General features: G+C 39.5%; 16 protein-coding genes. 6 read left to right on the top strand and 10 right to left on the bottom strand.

Features of this window, described 5'->3' with window-relative positions; all coding sequences use genetic code 11:
• Positions 1–70: 70 nt before the first annotated feature.
• The 9 genes from ACYVM0_RS14635 to ACYVM0_RS14595 form a co-directional block, all read right to left on the bottom strand.
• Positions 71–898, bottom strand: a complete 828-nt coding sequence (locus ACYVM0_RS14635; RefSeq protein ID WP_460558074.1) for an alpha/beta fold hydrolase — start codon at positions 896–898, stop codon at positions 71–73.
• Positions 885–2,054, bottom strand: coding sequence for an Lnb N-terminal periplasmic domain-containing protein (locus ACYVM0_RS14630; RefSeq protein WP_460558073.1), 1,170 nt, complete (start codon positions 2,052–2,054; stop codon positions 885–887). Before ACYVM0_RS14630 ends, ACYVM0_RS14635 begins: the two co-directional genes overlap by 14 nt.
• A gap of 219 nt (positions 2,055–2,273) precedes the next feature.
• On the bottom strand, positions 2,274–3,761 hold the full coding sequence (gene guaB, locus ACYVM0_RS14625; RefSeq protein WP_460558072.1) for an IMP dehydrogenase: 1,488 nt from the start codon (positions 3,759–3,761) through the stop codon (positions 2,274–2,276).
• Positions 3,762–3,909: 148 nt separating this feature from the next.
• A complete protein-coding gene (gene dprA, locus ACYVM0_RS14620) occupies positions 3,910–5,010 on the bottom strand; it encodes a DNA-processing protein DprA (protein WP_460558071.1) in 1,101 nt (366 codons plus the stop codon).
• Between the two features lie 43 nt (positions 5,011–5,053).
• Positions 5,054–6,985, bottom strand: a complete 1,932-nt coding sequence (locus ACYVM0_RS14615) for an OmpA family protein (protein WP_460558070.1) — start codon at positions 6,983–6,985, stop codon at positions 5,054–5,056.
• A 99-nt stretch (positions 6,986–7,084) separates the two neighbouring features.
• Positions 7,085–7,456 (bottom strand): hypothetical protein, encoded by a 372-nt coding sequence (locus ACYVM0_RS14610; protein WP_460558069.1) that lies wholly within the window; start codon positions 7,454–7,456, stop codon positions 7,085–7,087.
• Complete coding sequence (locus tag ACYVM0_RS14605) at positions 7,434–7,847, bottom strand: hypothetical protein (protein ID WP_460558068.1); 414 nt, start codon at positions 7,845–7,847, stop codon at positions 7,434–7,436. The genes ACYVM0_RS14610 and ACYVM0_RS14605 overlap by 23 nt, the downstream gene beginning before the upstream one ends.
• 13 nt (positions 7,848–7,860) lie before the next feature.
• Complete coding sequence (locus tag ACYVM0_RS14600; protein ID WP_460558067.1) at positions 7,861–8,481, bottom strand: 7-carboxy-7-deazaguanine synthase QueE; 621 nt, start codon at positions 8,479–8,481, stop codon at positions 7,861–7,863.
• 6 nt (positions 8,482–8,487) lie between these two features.
• Positions 8,488–9,366 (bottom strand): bifunctional 5,10-methylenetetrahydrofolate dehydrogenase/5,10-methenyltetrahydrofolate cyclohydrolase, encoded by an 879-nt coding sequence (locus ACYVM0_RS14595; RefSeq protein WP_460558066.1) that lies wholly within the window; start codon positions 9,364–9,366, stop codon positions 8,488–8,490.
• 100 nt (positions 9,367–9,466) lie between these two features.
• On the opposite strand from ACYVM0_RS14595, the gene ACYVM0_RS14590 reads away from it, so the two are divergent.
• The 6 genes from ACYVM0_RS14590 to ACYVM0_RS14565 all read left to right on the top strand — a co-directional run bounded on the left by ACYVM0_RS14590 (position 9,467) and on the right by ACYVM0_RS14565 (position 18,791).
• Positions 9,467–10,300 (top strand): PorV/PorQ family protein, encoded by an 834-nt coding sequence (locus ACYVM0_RS14590; RefSeq protein WP_460558065.1) that lies wholly within the window; start codon positions 9,467–9,469, stop codon positions 10,298–10,300.
• A gap of 36 nt (positions 10,301–10,336) precedes the next feature.
• Positions 10,337–12,442 (top strand): ComEA family DNA-binding protein, encoded by a 2,106-nt coding sequence (locus ACYVM0_RS14585; RefSeq protein ID WP_460558064.1) that lies wholly within the window; start codon positions 10,337–10,339, stop codon positions 12,440–12,442.
• A 139-nt stretch (positions 12,443–12,581) separates the two neighbouring features.
• Positions 12,582–15,824 (top strand): SusC/RagA family TonB-linked outer membrane protein, encoded by a 3,243-nt coding sequence (locus ACYVM0_RS14580; protein ID WP_460558063.1) that lies wholly within the window; start codon positions 12,582–12,584, stop codon positions 15,822–15,824.
• A 27-nt stretch (positions 15,825–15,851) separates the two neighbouring features.
• Positions 15,852–17,264: a SusD/RagB family nutrient-binding outer membrane lipoprotein gene (locus ACYVM0_RS14575; protein ID WP_460558062.1), complete on the top strand. Its 1,413-nt coding sequence runs from the start codon at positions 15,852–15,854 to the stop codon at positions 17,262–17,264.
• A 76-nt stretch (positions 17,265–17,340) separates the two neighbouring features.
• A complete protein-coding gene (locus ACYVM0_RS14570) occupies positions 17,341–18,399 on the top strand; it encodes a BT_3987 domain-containing protein (protein ID WP_460558061.1) in 1,059 nt (352 codons plus the stop codon).
• Between the two features lie 80 nt (positions 18,400–18,479).
• The gene (locus tag ACYVM0_RS14565; protein WP_430986805.1) at positions 18,480–18,791 is read left to right on the top strand and encodes a DUF3467 domain-containing protein; all 312 of its coding nucleotides are present in this window, start codon (positions 18,480–18,482) and stop codon (positions 18,789–18,791) included.
• Between the two features lie 10 nt (positions 18,792–18,801).
• Here ACYVM0_RS14565 and radC read toward each other — a convergent pair whose 3' ends face one another.
• Complete coding sequence (gene radC, locus ACYVM0_RS14560) at positions 18,802–19,503, bottom strand: JAB domain-containing protein (protein WP_460558060.1); 702 nt, start codon at positions 19,501–19,503, stop codon at positions 18,802–18,804.
• Between the last annotated feature and the right edge of the window lie 35 nt (positions 19,504–19,538).

The following is a 19,538-nucleotide window of genomic DNA, read 5'->3' as shown; positions in this document are numbered from 1 at the left end:
AAGGCAGGCCAAATAACTATGCAGCTGGTTGCTGCCAGTAATGGTTCCTGTACTTTAAACGATATAAAATTTATTCTGGTTGCCCTTGTAAAAATTCCAGCAATGCAGCATTGGCCTTGTCAGCTTCTTCCCACATACCCATATGTGCGCTATTGCGTAATATGTATACGTACGATAGATCGGGTAAATAAGATTGCTGTAAACCCTGTGCAAATGGCACTGCCTGGTCGTGTTCTCCGATTATAAACAAGATCGGATGTAAAAAGTTTTTAAGAATGGCAGTTCTATCCGGCCGGGCAATCATGGCCTGGTAGTATTTAATTAAGGCCCCCGGGGTGAAGTGCCTTGATTTTTCTACGAGTTCTTCAATATAGGGGGACGAAGGATTTGAGTTGTCCTGCCCCTGAAAAAACAAGCCGGGGATGGCTGTTTTTAAAAATTCGTAAGCCCCATTGTTTTCTATAAAGCCAATGGATTTTAAACGGGCAGCTTTTTTTTCTTCACTATCTGCAAAGGCAGAGGAGTGGAATAAGCCTAAACAATTTAATAATTGCGGATATTTTTCGGCAATAGCTAAAGCGATATAGCCGCCCATACTGTGCCCGATAATGCTCACTGCAGAATAAGCGTGAAGTTCAGGTGCAATGATTTCTTTTATTGCATCAGCCATTCCTTCAATGCTCATATCAGCAATCAGATCCGATTTGCCGGAGCCTGGTAAATCGGGTATAATGAGGGTGAAATAGTTTTTTAAAAAATCAATTTGTTTTTCCCATATATCTCCATCTTCGCCAAAGCCATGTACCAGTACCAGCGGCTTACCTGTGCCGGTGATGCGGTAAAAAATAGTAGTGTTTTGATATGCAATATTTTTCAGCAACATATTAATTGCTTTCAAAAAAAACTTTTGTAGCGCTGCGGTAAATCAATAATAATACAAAGGGAATCAACGACACATTTAAATGTTGTTTTAAAAAGAACCAGGCCAGCAGTACTATTACCAATGCAACTGAAGTAACGGCAAAATATTTTTTTACCCAGTCTTTTTTGCTGTTTACAAAAAATGCAATGAAGATATGTGTAGGCCATGCCCACAATAAATTAAAATTATTTTTTGTCATGCTGTGATCGGTACCAAACCACATAAAAATTAAAATAATGCCCAACAGCCCTGTAAAAAAGAACAAAAGCCCGTCAAAACCCTGCATGAATTTTTGCGCAAATTTGTTTTTTGATAAACTGATCAATGCAATTATTACCAGTAGCAAACTAAATACTACTAAAGGATTGAATAGTGATGTTGAGCCCGGTGTTGTATTGATGGTATATAAATTCTGATGCGAAAGAACTAAAGGGTGACTGGCACTATCTAAACTTTTCATCAGGTTGTCGGGTAAAAACTGCATTTGCTCTGCCGTCATTATTCTGTCGCAAGGCTGGCCCAGTAAAATATCAATACCCAATTTGCTCCATTGCTTATCATTTTTATCCAGGTATTGATAAATGGCCTGCCTGAAAGTAGTGCCCAAAGGCATTACCGGTTTGACAGTAAAGGCAGAGTCGTGATTTTTTTTGAGGATATCTCTCAGTCTTGTAGTGCAATTATCAAAGAAAAAGTCGTATTTATAATAGCGGTTTTCTTCCCGTAAATTATTATTTAAAAAATATTGAATGGTAGTTTTTTCTGTTGCAGTTAAATCCAGCACCTGCTCGGTAATGCCCCTGTTGGTAGATTGGTAAGTGTCCCGGAAATCAATGAAACTTTCAGCAGAAACATAATACAATAATTTTCCTCTTACGAATTTTAAATAAAAGCCATCATCATCAAAATTAAACGTGCCGTAGTTATACACCACATCCCTGAAATTATCATTGAATGATCTGCTGCTATCTACAATTCTATATGCACTGTGCCCGAATGTTGAATACAATTCATCACCCGGGGTACAGGTGAGTAACGAAATTCTTAAATGAGAAGAGTCCTGTGCAACAGCACCCAACTTCGTAACTGCAAACAGGCAGGTAAAGAAAAGAAGTTTTAATAGTTTATTCATTGAGATCTAATGGGTATTATTAAGCGCCTTTAAAAATGTTCAATGTTCAATACTCAATGTACAATTTTCAATGTAAGGCAACTCTTTTCTGATTGTATTACTCAGCGTAAATTACAAAGAATAATACTGTTCGTTTCTATTTAACATTGAGAGCTGAGCATTGCATATTGAATATTTTTCTTCCTCTATAACCAGTTTCTCCTTTAGGGGCGGCGGCTTCTACCTGCTGTAATTCGGTGCTTCCTTAGTAATATCAATGTCATGTGCATGGCTTTCTCTCATGCCGGCGTTGGTGATCTTAACAAAAGTGGCTTTTTGTAATTCGGTAATATTTTTCGCACCACAGTAACCCATACCTGCACGCAGGCCACCGGTAAACTGGTGTACTACTTCCCTTAAATAACCTTTAAAAGCCACACGGCCTTCAATGCCCTCAGGCACAAATTTTTTCACATCATCTTCCACATCCTGAAAGTAGCGGTCGCTGCTGCCCTGGGCCATAGCGCCTAAACTGCCCATACCACGGTATTGCTTGAATTTACGGCCTTCGTAAATAATGGTTTCGCCAGGGCTTTCTTCTGTACCTGCAAAAACATTACCCATCATTACGCAACTTGCACCTGCAGCTAAAGCCTTTACCATATCGCCGGTATACCTGATGCCTCCATCGCTGATAATACCTACTTTTTTATTTTTTAATGCGGCTGCAGCTTCCATTACAGCTGTTATTTGAGGCACCCCGGTACCTGCTACAATCCTGGTGGTACAAATTGACCCCGGTCCTATACCCACTTTTACAGCATCGGCACCTGCATCGGCTAATGCTTTTGCGCCGGCTGCGGTACCCACATTACCGGCAATTACCTGTATGTGTTTGTATATCTTTTTAATTTCTTTTAAAGTGTTGATCACCCCTTTGGTATGGCCGTGTGCACTGTCAAGGCAAATTACATCCACCCCAAAACTGTTTAGTGCAGCTACTCTTTCCAGGCTGTCTTTTGTAATACCAACACCTGCACCTACCAGCAAACGTCCTTTATTATCCTTTACTGCATTGGGATTAGATTTTAATTTCAAGATATCGCTATAGGTGAACAAGCCGATCAGTTTACCTTGTTTATTTACTATTGGTAATTTTTCAACCTTGGTTTGTTTAAATAACTGTTCTGCTTTTTTTATATCGGTGCCTTCGGGGGCGGTGTACAAATTCTCTTTCGTCATGGCCGTACTCACTTTAGCTTTAAAGTTGGTTTCAAAGCGTAAATCACGGTTGGTAAGTATACCCACTAATTTATGTTGTGCATCCACAATAGGAATGCCGCCGATCTTATTTTCTCTCATCAGCCTTAAAGCCTCGCCAATAGTGGCATCTGGTGTAAGGGTAACAGGGTCTACTATCAGTCCGCTTTCGCTACGTTTTACTTTACGTACCTGCTCTGCCTGCTGATCTATCCCCATATTTTTATGCAGAATACCCAGGCCGCCTTCTCTTGCCAGGGCAATAGCCAGTGCTGCTTCTGTAACGGTATCCATTGCTGCGCTCAGCAAGGGTACGTTCAGTGTAATGGTTTTGGTGAGCTGGGTTTTAATTTCCACTTCCCGTGGTAAAATCTGAGAGTAGGCGGGCATTAGTAGCACGTCATCAAACGTTAAGCCTTCGCCGAAAAATTTAGTTGATTTGTTGGAGGAGTAATTTCTTATTGCCATGTGCAAAGATAAAGAAAAACCCCTAAATCCCCTAAAGAGGCTCCCGGAACAGTAAAATTATTTGTAAGTCTGTTATTTGATAAGGGTTACTTGTTTATGACATAGTTGGCAAAAAAGCTGCAAAAGTCTCCTTCAGGGCTTCGGGGATTTAAGCCAGCTTATACACTTTGCCCGGCAGTGAAAGTATTACATTCTGCATTTCCAGCATCAGCAAAGCCTGCGCTACAGCACTGCTGCTCAGGCCGCTTTTAAAATACAATTCGTCAATCTGTATATTTTCCCGTTGCTGCAGAATATCTGTAATGATCTTTTCATCAGGGGTTAATTCAATAAATAACTCCCGCTGCTTTTTTTGCTGTACTTTCTCATTGGGTATCCAGTTCATTAATTCTACCAGGTCGGCGGCAGAGGTAATAAGTGAAGCTTTGTTTTGCCGGATCAGGTAATTACAGCCTTCGCTTTTGCCATCGGTGGTTTTACCAGGAATGGCAAATACATCTTTATTGTAGCCATTGGCTAATTCGGCTGTAATTAAAGAACCACCTTTTTTACCACTTTCAATTACTACTATGGCATCGCACATGCCGGCTACAATACGGTTGCGTTTGGGAAAATTCTGTTTGTCGGGGTTGGTATTGCTGGTAAAGTCAGTAAGCAGTCCTCCCTGTTCTGTCATTTGCCTGGCAAGATTTTTATTTTGACCGGGATAAATTCTGTCTAATCCATGTGCCAGCACGCCCACAGTGCACAAATTATTTTTTAAGGCAGCCTTGTGTGCAATAGTATCAATACCAAATGCAAGGCCACTTGTAACCAGTACGTTTTGTTCTGCCAGTTCTTCAATTAATTTTTCGCAAACCGATCTGCCATAGTCACTGTTATTCCTGGTACCCACAATGGAAATTACTTTAGGGGCATTTAAATCTGCATTGCCGCGGTAATATAATAAAGCCGGGCAATCATAAGAATTCAAAAGCCGCTGTGGATAATTTTTATTGGTAAGAAATAAAGGGGTGATCTTATATTTTTCTATAAATTTTATTTCTTCTTCGCAAGTGGTAAAATCTATGAAACTTTTAATGCTGTTGGCCCTTATTGTACCAATACCTTCAATAGCTTCCAGCTCCTTTTTTTTTGCTTTAAAGATGGATTGGGCATTACCGTAAATATTCACTAAAGCTTTGGCGTGTACATCACCAATATTAGGTACAAGGGTCAGGGCAATCTGGTATGGTAGATCGTTAGTCATTAAAAAGCAATAATAAAAAAATCTTTTTATTATTCAGCTTTTTCTAATTACTAATTACAGATAATTCTGTTCGCCTGTTCTGCGATTTACCGGTATCGGTAGTGTTGTCAGCTATGGGTTTTGCAGCCCCAAATCCTTTGTAAATAAGTCGGCCGTTAGCAATGCCCTTACTCAATAAATAATCTACAACAGCTTTTGCCCGGTTATTGGAAAGACTGAGATTGTCTTTTGCCAATCCTACATTATCAGTATGCCCGTCAATCTCAATTCTAAGTTTAGGGTTATCATTTAGCAACAATACCACTTTGTCCAATTCAGCAATTGATTCCGGCTTCAGGTCAAACTTTTTGGTATCGAAAAAAATGTTTTTCAAAACAATATATGCCCCTGCTTCAAGTGGCTGCAGCGGAATGTCTTTATAAAAAACTGAATCGGCAGAATTGTCCTGCAAGGAAAAATTATCAGAATAAAATAAATAGCCTTTACGGTTTACATTAAATGCATAATCTTTACCTACGGGCAAAGTAGCCAGGTAATTACCTTCTTCGTCGGTTTGTATTTTGCTGACTATATTCCGGGTCTTTAAATTGATCAGCTCTACCGATGAAGGTAATCCCGCCATTGTTTTTTTATCCAGTACTTTACCACTTACCCATAATGTTTTCAATGGACGGATATCTTCTCTCATTTGAAAAGTGTACAGGTCAAGTCCACCTTTTCCATCAGCACGGTCGCTGGCATAATAAGCTGTTTTTGCATCAGCTGCCACAATTAAAGATCCTTCATCATCAATGGTGTTAATAGGATAGCCCAGGTTCTCTGCTTCCAGCCATGAGGTATCACTTATCTTTTTTGTAAAGAAAAGGTCTGTTGAACCATAGCCGGGGCGGCCATTACTATTAAAATACAAAGTTTCATTATCAGCATGCATAAAGGGGCAGCTTTCATCGCCACTGGTGTTAACAGCAGCACCCAGGTTTTCCGGGCGGCTCCACTTACCTGTTAGTGAGCGATGGGTAACCCAGATATCCCTGCCACCAAAACCGCCGGCAATGGCGCTGGAAAAATACAGGTCTCTTTTATCAGGCGATAAGGAAGGAGAAGATTCCCAAAAATCGGTGTTCACCATCGGACCTAGATTTTCAGCTTCGCTCCAGCCATTTTTTGTTTTGTAAGAAATATAAAGATCGCATTCGCCCTGGCCCTCGGGATAATTGCATCCGGCAAATATAATCCATTGCCCATCCTGCGATATGCACTGAGCCCCTTCATTAAAATTGGTGTTTACTTTGCCTGCTAATGGTTTTGCCTTATTCCATTTGCCATCTGCAAAATTACTTTCATAAAAATCCTCGTCACTGTTTATACGGCGTGTAAATACCAGTTTACTGCCATCAATAGTAAGAGAAGGATAATATTCCAACGCAGCTGAGTTGATACTGTCGCCTAAATTTTGTGGTGCAAACACATAGTTTTTTACAGGGTGCGTCTTATCGTAATTTAATGCAAACTCGTAAGTAGTTTTTCTGAAGTTACCGGCTCCGATGCTTTTTTTATTCAGCTTGTCTATGGCAAGAAATTTATTGACTGCATCTAAAGCCCGCTGAAATTTTCCGGTTCCTGCAAGAGAGATGGAATAGGGTAGCAGGTAATCTCTTGAATATACTGAATCCAGTTCAAAAGCCTGTTCATATCCTGTTATAGAGGAATCGTATTTTTTTAAAGTGCCATAAATGGCGGCTTTTGAAATATAAGCGTCTACTAATCTCGGGTCAGCTTTTATAGATTCATTAAGAAGACGGATAGCGGCTGCATAATTTCCGGCAACACCTTCATTAAGTGCCTGCCCATAAATATCAGCAGCTTTTTTATTTACTTTTTCGGGGTCGTACCATTGGGCAGTACAAAAACTAACAACAATAAATTGAAAGCTGAAAACAAGAAAAAACGGGAGGATATTTTTTTTAGTAAGCATCTGTTTTATTTCAATTGTTGAAGATAAAACGAAAACTGCTTATAATTAGTGTACAGGGATTTAATAACAAGTTTTTATGGTTTTAACCTCCCTGTTTGCTTAAGGACACTTTCTGAAGAAGAGTGTTTTGCCATACCTTGTTTCCCAGGTGCTTCTGGCAGTGTCGTTGCGGTTAACAACAAGGATGCCTATCCCTGCTCTGTTGCAACTGTCTTTATACATAGTGCAGATAGTATCACAAATGGCATTAGCGTGAGCAGCATAGGTAGTATCAATTGCCAGAACCACGGTGTCGTTATTGTTATAACTTAAAAAAGCGTGCTGGCCACGTGCACTATCTTTAAATAACCAGAATGAAGTTCTTTCATAGCACGGGTCCAGTACAACCGGTTTTGTAGTAGCTATAAAACTGATGGCATAAAAAAGGATACCAGTAACTGCAGCAATACTAAATAACACTTTTCTTTTCATGCTTAAAATAGTTTAAAGTAAGCAGGCTTATAATTACAGCCAATAATAAATCTGCCCAGTCAAAAGTAAATTGTGTTGAAAAAAATACCTGTATAACTTCAGTTAAAGACACCCCCAAAACAATTAATGCTGCCCGCTTTTTATTTTTTATGTTACCTGAAAAACACCATATTAAAAAGCAGGTTAAAGAATAATCCCAGAGTGCATCAGGAACGTGATTTAAAAAAAGTATAACAATGGGCTTATCTTTTACCCGGTCATAAAAATTAGGAAAGGACACAGAATCTGCCATCCATTGGTGAAGCAGTAAATTGGGTTGATGAAAAAAAAGGTATATCGTAAAGCCAATCAGCAGTGGAAATATACAATGCCATGCAATGCGCTTTAACATCTGTATATTTTATTTACGGCACATTAATGTATTTGTGTATCTGCAGGCTTAATTCCCATTTAGGATTAGCTTTTATGTAATCGATAATTAATGGAGTAATAATTGCAGCCTTATCCCATTCAGGTTGTAAAAATAATCTGCAGCCCGGCGATACCCGGCTGGCATACTCTTCGGCCCAGTCAAAATCGCTTTTATTAAATATTACCACTTTCAATTCATTGGCTAAAGGCAGTATCCCGGGTAATGGCGCTTTAAATTTTTTGGGAGATAAACAGATCCAGTTCCAGCTGCCGCTTACAGGATGAGCCCCGGATGTTTCAATATTAGTTTCCAATCCTTTTGATTGTAATGCGGCAGTTAATGCATCTAAATTATGCATCAATGGTTCACCTCCGGTAATCACTACCAGCGTAGTACCCGATTGACAGGCAGTAGAAACTAAATAATCAATATTACATTTAGGATGTTTGGTGGCATCCCAGCTATCTTTTACGTCGCACCACACACAGCCTACATCACATCCGCCAAGGCGAATGAAATAAGCTGCCCTGCCCTGGTGAAAACCCTCACCCTGCAGAGTGTAAAAATGCTCCATCACGGGCAGCAAAACTTCCTCGGTATTTTTAGTAGTCATTATTAATTATCCCTTGTTCATTAAAGCCGCATTATAGGTATTCATCATCAGTGCGCCAATGGTCATTAATCCTACGCCGCCAGGCACAGGTGTAATATAGCTGCATTTAGGCGCTACATTTTCAAAATCAACATCGCCTTTTATGGCAAAGCCGCTTTTTTTGGTGGCATCTGCCACTCTTGTAATACCCACATCAATCACTACAGCACCTTCTTTCACCATATCCGCAGTTAAAAAACCCGGTTTGCCTAATGCGGCAACAATAATATCTGCCTGTAAACAAATTTCTTTTAAATTGGTAGTGCGGCTATGGCATACTGTTACAGTGCAATTGCCGGGATAAGTATTCTGGCTTAATAAAATACTCATAGGCCTGCCCACAATATTGCTACGCCCGATTACAACTGCATGTTTACCGCTGGTTTCAATTTTGTAATGTTCCAGCATCAGCATTATTCCATACGGCGTAGCAGGAATAAAAGCCGGTAACCCCTGTACCAGTTTACCAATGCTTACCGGGTGAAAGCCATCCACATCTTTATCAGGATGAATCAGGCTGATGATCTTTTCTTCGCTTATTTGTTTAGGTAATGGCAACTGCACTAAAATACCGTCGATATCGTCGTCATTATTTAACCGTTCAATAGCAGCAGTTAAATCAGCTTCCGCAATAGCTTCATCAAACCGGATCAATGAACTTTTAAAGCCAATTTCATGGCATGTTTTTACTTTGCTCGCCACATAGGTTTCGCTGGCACCATTAGTGCCAATCAAAATCGCTGCCAGGTGAGGCACTCTTTTACCCTCAGCTTTTAATAAGTCGGTTTTCGTTTTCAGCTGATCCTTTACATGCTGAGCAACTATTTTTCCATCTAAAATTTGCATGCTGCAAAAGTACTTAACAAAAACCTATTTTACTAGGATCACTGCATGACAACCTTTTTATATGTATCCCGGTCTTTAAGTAGAATAAACGTTTACTGCTTTGAGATATACCATTTCACTCATCATTTTTCTTTTGGCAATAAGTTTTTTTAAAACTGCAAAAGCTCAGTCGCTACGGTACCCGGTGGCATTGCCTTATGCAGGATTATCTGCATATTCTGCCAAACAAACCGACCCGCTTTCTTTTACAGCTAACCAGGCAGCATTGGCCGGCAATAAACAGCCGGGTATTGGCTTGTATGGCGAACAGCGGTATTTACTGGCAGCAACCAATTCATATACGGTTGCAGGTGCATTGCCTACAAAAATGGGCAGAATTGGTGTGCAGTTCAATTATTCGGGATTTAAGAACTATAACGAACATACCATTGGACTGGCCTACGGCCGTAGCCTGGGGACCAAAGTGGATATTGGGATACAGTTCAATTATTTCGGCTACAGCATTCCTGCTTATGGCAATGCATCCACTATAAATGCTGAGGCCGGAGCTATTATACATTTTACCGATAAGTTAAATGGCGGTTTTCATATATATAATCCTGCCGGTGGAAAGCTGGGTAAAGCCGGCGATGAAAAACTGGCTGCTGTGTATACCATGGGATTAGGCTATGATGCGTCAGAAAATTTTTTCTTAGGTACAGCAATAATTAAAGAAGAAGATAAACCCGTAAATGTAGTGGCCGGATTTCAATACCATTTTTCCAAACAATTTTTTGCAAGAGCAGGTTTTACGAGTGTTTCTTCTACAGCTTTTGCAGGGGCAGGAGTGGGCTGGAATAATTTTCGGGTAGATATTTCCGGTAGCTATCATCCGCAACTGGGGGTATCTCCGGGAATTTTACTGATTGCCTACTTTGGAAATAAAAAAGAATAATGATCATCTGAAAAATTTAAAATACAAAGGAATATTGTGCCGTTTATTACTGTTTATAACAACCAGGTAAAAGCTTTTAAAGTAAAGCAGGTGTTGCTTAGTTTAGCAGTTTGCCTGTATACAACCTTTTCGCTGGCTCAAGCCCCTGAATTGCCCGCCACCACCACAGAACAACAACTGGAGAATATCACAGCGAACAATGCTGATGCCGAAATTGAGGATGATACTTACCTGCAACAAATGCAGGAATATAGCAGGCATCCTGTAAATTTAAATACTGCCGATGAAAATGAGATCCGGGAATTAAAAATACTTAGCCCCCTGCAAATTCAAAGCCTGGTTTTATACAGGAAACTTGTTGGAAAATTGATTGATATTTATGAATTACAGGCCATACCAGGCTGGGATATTCCAATGATACAAAAGATTCGTCCTTACGTAATGGTTTCTGCTGAAGCAGCATTGGTAACTACGATCCTTACACGTTTTAAAAGTGGCGAACATAGCATGCTGGTTAGGGCAAGCGAGGTACTTGAAAAATCGAAAGGTTACCAGTCAGATCCATCATCTGTAACTAATTTTTATCCGGGCTCTCCGCAAAAATTATTAGTACGGTATAAATACCAATTTAAAAACTTACTGCAGTTTGGTATTACCGGGGAAAAAGATGCAGGGGAACAGTTTTTTAAAGGTGCTCAAAAACAGGGTTTTGATTTTTATTCCGCTCATTTTTTTGTACGAAAGATTGGTGTTATAAAAGCCCTTGCCTTAGGAGATTTTACCGTTAATCTGGGGCAGGGTTTAATACAATGGCAAAGCCTGGCCTTTAAAAAGAGTGCGGCAGTAATGAGTATAAAAAGAGAGGCAGATGTTTTACGCCCTTACAATGCTGCAGGGGAGATCAACTTTTACCGTGGTGCAGGAATTACTTTTTCCAAAGATAAATGGGAGGCAACAGCCTTTATGTCATATAAAAAAACAGATGCCAACCTGGTAACCGATACTACGCAAAACCAGGATGATTTTATTTCATCGCTGCAAACCTCGGGTTACCATCGCACCAAAAGCGAAATTGATGATAAAGGTGTGCAGCAGCAACTGGTGTTTGGCGGTAATGTGGCATACAGGTACCATTCGTTTCACGTTGGATTAAATGCTATGCAGTATAAATTCAGGTTGCCGGTAGTTAAATCAAATGAGCCTTATAATCTGTATGCGTTGGCAGGCCGTTCTTTTGGTAATTACAGTGCAGACTATAGCTATACCTATAAAAATGTACATTTTTTTGGCGAAGCTGCATGTTTTCAAAATGCCGGAAAGGCTATTGTAACGGGCATTTTGATGAGTGTTGCCAGTGATGTTGAAATGAGTTTTTTATACAGGAATATTTCAAATCGTTACCAGTCACTATCCACAGCGGCTTTTACAGAAAATACTTATCCCAATAACGAAAAGGGTTTTTACGCAGGGGTGTCCGTGCACCCGGGTAGTAGCTGGCGAATTGATGCCTATGCTGATTTTTACAGGTTTCCCTGGTTAAAGTATGGTGTAGATGCACCATCCGGCGGCACTGAATATTTAATGCAACTAACCTACAAACCCAATAAACAACTGGAACTGACCAGCCGTTTGCGCAGCGAATCAAAAGCTACAAATTCTAATCCTGCCCAATTTGCGCTTTCTCCGGTGGTTTTGCAACCAAAGTTAAACTGGCGTACACAATTCAGTTACAAAATAAATGCAGAAATGGCTGTTAGCAACAGAACCGAAATGCTCTGGATCAACAGAAAATCAGAAGGCAGTGAACAAGGACTTTTAACGTATATAAATTTTTTATATAAGCCGCTGATGAAACCCTGGACTGCTAATATGCGCCTTCAATATTTTGAAACCGATAGTTACAACAGCCGGGTATACGCTTACGAAAATGATGTTTTATACAGTTTTTCCATTCCTGTTTTTTACGACAAGGGGTTAAGATATTATATAAATTCAAGTTATGACTTTAACAAAAAAATGACTTTCTGGATAAAATGGAGCCAGACAATTTATGCCGGTAAAACACTTATTGGTAGCGGACTTGACGAGATAAAGGGAGGTAAAAAAAGCGAAATAAAACTCCAGTGGCTGTACAAATTTTAACATTTTTTTCAGTGGTTAAGCAGCTAATTCAAACCTTAATTTGTCCTTTATAAATCTAAGGGTCTTAAATATTTAACATTTTTTTGACTTTAAAGAAATATTCCTATTTTTACACATCATTAAACTTAATTAAACGCACATGAGAAGATTTTTATCACTGTTCACAATGCTGATGCTCTGTGGGGTGTTTGCATTTGCCCAAAACCGGGTGGTGTCCGGTAAGGTTACCGACAAGGATGGTAACCCGGTACCTTTTGCTTCTGTTAAGGTTAAAGGATCACAAGTTGGTCTTTCTGCAGATGCAAATGGCGCTTATACTATCAAAGTAAAAGACGGAGATGTTCTTGTTATCTCAGGTTCAGGTTACAAAGCAACTGACGTACCTGTAGGAACATCTGCTTACCTTAACACCGTACTGGAACCCAATTCAGAATTAAAAGAGGTGGTGGTTTCAAGTGCTTACGGAGTTAAGCGTAGCTTAAAAACTACCAGTTCAAACACACAGGTGGTTACTTCAGAACAATTGAATACAATCCGTAACACCAATATCAACGAAGCGTTGGCTGGTAAAGTTTCCGGTATTCAGTTACGTGGTCAGTCTGGCGCTAAATTAAGCAGCACTGGTGCAATCCGTTTGCATGGTGCAACTTCATTAGGTGGTAACTCTGGTTTGTTATACGTTTTGGACGGAACAAGGGTTTCTGCTGATGATATCAACACAGATGACGTTGAAGACGTTTCTTTGTTGCTTGGTCCTGCTGCTGCAGCTCTTTTTGGTCCTGATGGACAAAATGGTGCAATGGTAGTTACTTCTAAAAAAGCTAAGAAAGGTGCAACTAACAGCATAGGAATTGATGTTAACCTTGGTGTTAGATTTGACAATGTTTATATTCTACCTAATTATCAGAATTCTTATGCCGGTGGTGATTTCCAGGATATGAAAAAATATACCTGGAAAGCTGGTCAGCCAATTGAATGGAAAGCATTAGATGGTAAATACTATCCTGACTATTCTGAAGATGTTAGCTGGGGTCCACGCATGGTAGGCCAGGAATATATTCCCTGGTATGCATGGTATGGTGGTCATGAAAGAGCTTTCAAAACAGCTTTATTGACTCCACAGCCAAGCAACGCACGTGATTATTATGAAACTCAGTTTAAGAAATTCAACACAATTTCTTTCTCTAAAGCAAATGATAATTCAAATGTTAAGATCAGCTACACCAATGTTGATGTAAAAGGTTTAGTACCTACTACATGGTTAAAAAGAAACCAGTTTACTACTGCTACTTCTATTGACCTGAGCAACCGTTTAACTGCTGGTTTCAATGTTAACGTTATCAACCAGAAATCAAATGGTGACTTTAATGATGCTTATGCTAACCAGTCTTCAGGTTCATTTAACCAATGGTTTCACCGTGACCTGGATATGAGCATTGTAAAAGAATTAAAAGATCTTAAAACTCCGGGTGGTATCCAGGCAAGCTGGAACCATAATGGTCCTGATGCATATAACGCAGCTAATCCTAAAGATTTCTACGGTCCTTATTACTGGCAGAATTTCTACACTGCATACGATCAGGTACAGCAGCTGAACAATTTTACTAAAGTATTAGGTGATGCATCTTTAACTTATAAGGTAAGCAAAGACCTTAAAGTAAGAGGTACTTACAGGATCAATGAATTAGTTTCTTTCAACGAATTAAAAGTGAGCAGCGATTTAACTGATATGAAATTTGCATCTCAGGCTGCTTTTGGATTTACTAAAGGTGGTTATGCAAGTACTACCAATACCCAACACGATGAACATATCGAATTGACAGGTATGTACTCAAAAATCATCAAAGATTTCAATATCGGTGCAACTGCCGGTTTGGATATCCATAGCTTTAACAGGCATTCTAACTCAGGTTCTACTTCTGACGGATTTAACACGCCTAACCTGTATACTTTAGGTAACTCTAAAGGAACTATCAGTTCTACTGACGTTCGTCAAAAACAAAAAGACAATGCAATTTTCCTTTCTGCAAACTTTGGTTTCAGAAAATTCATCAATGCTGATGTTACTGTACGTAATGACTGGTTCTCTACATTACCATCTGGTAACAACGACATCCTTTCTAAAGCATTTGGTTTATCATTTGTTGCAAGCGACCTGTTAAAAGGCCAGGCTTCATGGTTATCTCTTGCTAAATTAAGAGCTTCATGGGGTGAGATTCCTACAAGTATTGGTATCTATCAATATCCAGGTTCTTTATACAACCAGGGTGCAGTACAATGGAATGGTAACTTTATACAAGGCGTAAGCAATGCTGGTATCGATCCAAATATTCATGGTGCTGTTGCAACTGAAAAAACTGCAGGTGCAGATTTCAGCTTCCTGAAAAACAGGGTAGGTTTCTCAGTTACTTATACTGAAAGAATCAGTAAAGACTTCCCAACTAACGTTGTATTTAGCCAGGCTTACGGTTATCCAACTTTGTTGACTAACGCCGGTGAAATCGACTTTAAAGGCCTTGATCTTACTTTCAATGTTAAACCAGTTTGGTCTAAAAACCTTAAATGGGAAATTAACGCCACTTATGCTAAAACAATTGATAACACAGTGGTGGATATAGATGGTCAGCCTCAGTCTGTATGGAAAAATGCAGGTACTGCAGCTCCTTCTATTACAGTTGAAACTGCCACATTTGGTCCTACATTACGTGCTACTGAAGGTCAGCAATGGGGTCAGCTTTACGGACATGGTATTAAAAGAGATGCCAGCGGTAATGCTTTATTAAATACCAATGGTACTTATGTTTACGATAATAATGCAAACTTTGGTAGTGTATTACCAGAATTCACCGGTGGTTTCCAGAACTCATTCACTGTGTTTGGTAACTTCACTGTAAATGCAAACGTGGATTTCCAGAAAGGTGGTAAATTCTATTCTACTTCTACTAAATGGGGTAATAGCACAGGTGTATTAGCTAAATCTGCCGGTCTTAACGACAAAGGAATTCCAGTAAGGGATCCGGTAGCTGATGGCGGTGGTATCCATGTATTTGGTGTTGATGCAACCACACTTAAACCAGTTGATTATTATGTAAATGCAAGGGATTACCTGAACGGTAGTAACAATACATTTGATAATGACATCTTCGATTTAACTTATGTTAAATTACGTGAGGTTTCTGTTGGTTACAATATTCCTGTAAGCAAATTGGGTATGGGCAAATGGATCAGAAAAGCTAACTTCTCTGTTGTAGCCAGCAATGCTGTTTTGATCTATGCTAAAACTAAAGATTTTGATCCGTCAGAAATTTCTGGTCAGAGTGGTGAAGGTGGACAGTTCCCGGGCTTACGTGGATTTGGTGTTAACCTAAAACTTGGATTCTAATTTTTAGACCCTTTAAATAAAAGTAAAATGAAAAATACTCATATAAAAATTGCTCTTTTTTCAATGGGGCTTACAACTTTGGTAAGTTGTAATAAAATAAAAGACTTTGGTGATACCAACACCAATCCAACGGCTATTACCACTCCTGCTACTTATGCCATCCTTACCAACGTTGAGTCTGGTATCTCTGGTTGGGCAAAAGACGGTGCGGCAAGTGCCTGGATACAGTACAGTTCAGAAACACAATACCCAAGTGAAGGTATCTATGATGTTACTACCACTTACTTTGGTTTTGGAACTTACAGTGGTACGTTGTTAAACTTAAAAACTATCATCGATAAGAATAACAACCCTGATGAAGTGGCTGCTGCAAGGGTACTAACACAGTACGTTTACTGGCATTTAACTGATGCATTAGGTGATATTCCTTATTCTCAGGCATTCGCAAGTAAAACTCCTGCTTACGACAAACAGGAAGATATTTACAAAGGAATGATCAAAGAATTAAAAGCTGCAAAAGCTCAATTTGCAAACACCGGCGGTTTAAAAGGAGATATCCTGAATGGCGGAGACGTTAACAAGTGGATAAAATTTGCTAATTCTTTAAGGGCTATGATGGCTATTCAATTAACCAAAAGATACCCAGGTGCTACAGACTATGCAGCAACTGAGTTTAAAGCTGCTTTAGCTGATGGAGTGATTGACAACAATACTGACAACATTAAATTGGTTTTCCCGGGTGGTTCATTTAAAAACCCATACTGGAGCGATTATGATGGTGCCCGTGATAATGGCGAAAGCACAACTATCTATGCTATGTTGGCTAACTTAGGCGATAACAGGCATGCGGCATTTGGTACTTCTGCTAAACCGGTTCCTTTCGGTTTAAAAGAAGCCAGCATCAATGACTGGATCAAAAATAACGTTGGTTGGTCTCATTTAATGGCCGATAACCAAAGGTTAGAAACCAGTCCTGTGTACATGTTAACAGCATCTCAGCTTTATATTGCACGTGCAGAAGCTGCTGTAAGAGGCTGGACAACTGAAAACAAAACTGCAATGTTAGTAGCTGGTGTAAACGCTTCTTTTGCTCAATGGGGCCTGGCATTACCTCCTGCTTCTTATTTTACTCAATCTGGTGTTGTTTTAGATGGTACCAACGATATCAAGAAAGTGGCTGAACAGGCATTTCTTGCTGGTTTCCCTAACGGAAGGGCAGGTTGGAACGTATGGAGAAGAACAGGTTATCCTGTTTTAACCAATGCGCCTGATCCTTTGAATGCTGCTCATACCACTATTCCAAGAAGGTATATCTACACTCCTGCAACTGCTTCAACTTTCTCTGAATACAGTTTGAACGCAGCGAATGTAAATGCAGCTGTTACAAAGTTGGTTCCTGCAGCGGATCAACCGGAATCTAAAATATGGTGGGATCAATAATACTATTCATGAAACCCGGTATTTAACCCCCGGGTTTCATGATATTTTTTATTAAATAACTAAAACATATACCAAAATGAAATATTTACAAATTACAAAACAGTTTGCCGCTTTGGGATTAGCAGCAATGTTGTTTTCTGCCTGTGATAAGGTTGAAACAACTGCCCCATTAGGTGATGCAGGACAAAACCTTGTTACAATTTTACAAGGTGCTACTCCTTATAATGTTATTAAAGATCCGGTTGATTTTGTGGCTACTCCTACTACTTTAACCAAAGGTGTTATTGATGTAAGAAGGGAAGTTCCTACAGCTGCTGCTCTTAATCAAACAATGACTGTTACTATTAAAGATGATACTGCAGCTGTAAGAGCGGCTAATGCATCTTATGTTCAGTTCCCTACATCATTGTACACCCTTACACTTTCTGACGGTGTAACAAAAGTTGGCGGACAAGGTGGCACTTTCACTGTAGTTTTTAAACCAGGTGAATTTGCAAAACAGATTTACATCAATGTGCCTAATGCAACTTTATTAAATCCAAGTGCATTATATGCTTTAGGGTTTACAATTACTTCTGCTGATGCTGGTGGTAAAATTGCCACTGCTAAGTCTGTAGTTGTTGAAGTGGGTGCTAAAAATAACTGGGATGGTCTTTACGAAATGTCCGGAACTTTTAATGATGTTTCAAACACAGCCTTTACTTACTATGGTGACCAGGAATATGCTTTGGTTACAGTAGGTGCTACTACCTGCGATGTGGTGAATAATGATTTAAATACTGGTTATCCTGGATATCTTTTCTTAAATGCAGGTTCTGGTACATATTACGGAAGCTACGGTTTGGTGATATCATTTAACCCTTCAAATAACACCATTAGTGATTTGCATAACTATTATGGAGATCCAAGTAAAGCTGCTACAGCTGGTGGAACCCCATCAAGTGGTACAGGAGCTCCGCTTTATGCTGCAAGTAATACTCGTCGTGCTGTATTAGATCCAACAGGGGCCAATGCTGCACAGGGTAATAAAGATATTCTTATCAAGCACTGGTTGGTTCAACCAAGCGTTATTACCGCTTCACCTAACATTCGTACATATTTCGACGAAAAATGGACATACTTAGGTCCTAGATAATATTTAAAATAAAAATCGTTTTATTTGCAAAGAGCCCCTTAATGGGGCTCTTTGTTTTTATCTTTGTAAAAAAATATATCATGACAAATACCGAACAGCCCAATCAACTTAATATAGAGATATCAGAAGAAGTATCCGAAGGTGAATATGCTAACCTGGCCATTATTACCCATAGCCACGCAGAGTTTGTAATAGATTTTGTAAATGTGATGCCGGGTACACCCAAGAGTAAGGTAAAAAGCCGTATCATACTTACTCCCTTTCATGCCAAACGTTTTATGAAGGCAATGATTGAAAATATTAAGAAATTTGAAACGGCTAACGGCACTATACAGGATATGGAGGCCGTGGAAATACCCTTTAATTTTGGCGGGCCAACGGCGCAGGCGTAAAAACAGAGAGCTAGATCATCCCGTCATCCGCAAAACTGTAGTAGCCTTCTTCACTCACAATAATGTGATCAATTACTTTTATATCGAAGTACCTGGCAGCTTCTTTAATTTTTTTCGTGAGTTCTTCATCAGCTTTGCTGGGTTTTAAGCTCCCCGAAGGATGGTTATGGCTTAGTATAATGGAAGTTGCATCTTCTTCAAGCGCCTTCTTTAAAATTATTTTCGGGTCGGCAACAGTGCCTGTAATACCCCCACGGCTGATGATTTCAAAATGATTGATCTTATTGGCACGGTTTAAAAAAAGTACGGCAAAAACCTCGTACGAAAAATCCTTCAAAACCACTTTTAAATATTCGGCAATGTCTTTACTACTTAGTATTGTAGGTTTATCCAATGTTGCTGCCGCATGTCTTCTTCTTCCCAATTCTAAAGCAGCCGCAATAGTAATTGCCTTGGCAACTCCAATTCCTTTTACGTGCAGAAAATCTTTCAGCGAAATTTTTCCTAACTCATTCAGGTTATTTTGTCCCAGTTGTAGTATCTCTTTGGCAAGATCTACTGCAGATTTATCTTTACTGCCCTTGTTGATCAGGATAGCAAGTAATTCAGAATTACTTAATGCTTCGCCTCCCTTGGCCAGCATTTTTTCCCTGGGCCTGTCATCTATACTCCAGTTTTTGATAGATGTGGATGGCTTGTTGAAATTTTCCATGACTTCAAATATTATTCGTGTAAACTAAACGATAC

Source organism: Ferruginibacter profundus (genome assembly GCF_054783275.1).
The sequence above is the reverse complement of the archived record's forward strand: the minus strand, read 5'-3'. Positions and strand labels throughout refer to the sequence as shown.

Bases quoted from the DNA above. Each gene is read 5' to 3' on its own strand.
- ACYVM0_RS14630 (WP_460558073.1), bottom strand. From the start codon at position 2,054: ATGAATAAACTATTAAAACTTCTTTTCTTTACCTGCCTGTTTGCAGTT.
- guaB (WP_460558072.1), bottom strand. From the start codon at position 3,761: ATGGCAATAAGAAATTACTCCTCCAACAAATCAACTAAATTTTTCGGC.
- dprA (WP_460558071.1), bottom strand. From the start codon at position 5,010: ATGACTAACGATCTACCATACCAGATTGCCCTGACCCTTGTACCTAAT.
- ACYVM0_RS14615 (WP_460558070.1), bottom strand. From the start codon at position 6,985: ATGCTTACTAAAAAAAATATCCTCCCGTTTTTTCTTGTTTTCAGCTTT.
- ACYVM0_RS14610 (WP_460558069.1), bottom strand. From the start codon at position 7,456: ATGAAAAGAAAAGTGTTATTTAGTATTGCTGCAGTTACTGGTATCCTT.
- ACYVM0_RS14605 (WP_460558068.1), bottom strand. From the start codon at position 7,847: ATGTTAAAGCGCATTGCATGGCATTGTATATTTCCACTGCTGATTGGC.
- ACYVM0_RS14600 (WP_460558067.1), bottom strand. From the start codon at position 8,481: ATGACTACTAAAAATACCGAGGAAGTTTTGCTGCCCGTGATGGAGCAT.
- ACYVM0_RS14595 (WP_460558066.1), bottom strand. From the start codon at position 9,366: ATGCAAATTTTAGATGGAAAAATAGTTGCTCAGCATGTAAAGGATCAG.
- ACYVM0_RS14580 (WP_460558063.1), top strand. From the start codon at position 12,582: ATGAGAAGATTTTTATCACTGTTCACAATGCTGATGCTCTGTGGGGTG.
- ACYVM0_RS14575 (WP_460558062.1), top strand. From the start codon at position 15,852: ATGAAAAATACTCATATAAAAATTGCTCTTTTTTCAATGGGGCTTACA.
- ACYVM0_RS14570 (WP_460558061.1), top strand. From the start codon at position 17,341: ATGAAATATTTACAAATTACAAAACAGTTTGCCGCTTTGGGATTAGCA.
- ACYVM0_RS14565 (WP_430986805.1), top strand. From the start codon at position 18,480: ATGACAAATACCGAACAGCCCAATCAACTTAATATAGAGATATCAGAA.
- radC (WP_460558060.1), bottom strand. From the start codon at position 19,503: ATGGAAAATTTCAACAAGCCATCCACATCTATCAAAAACTGGAGTATA.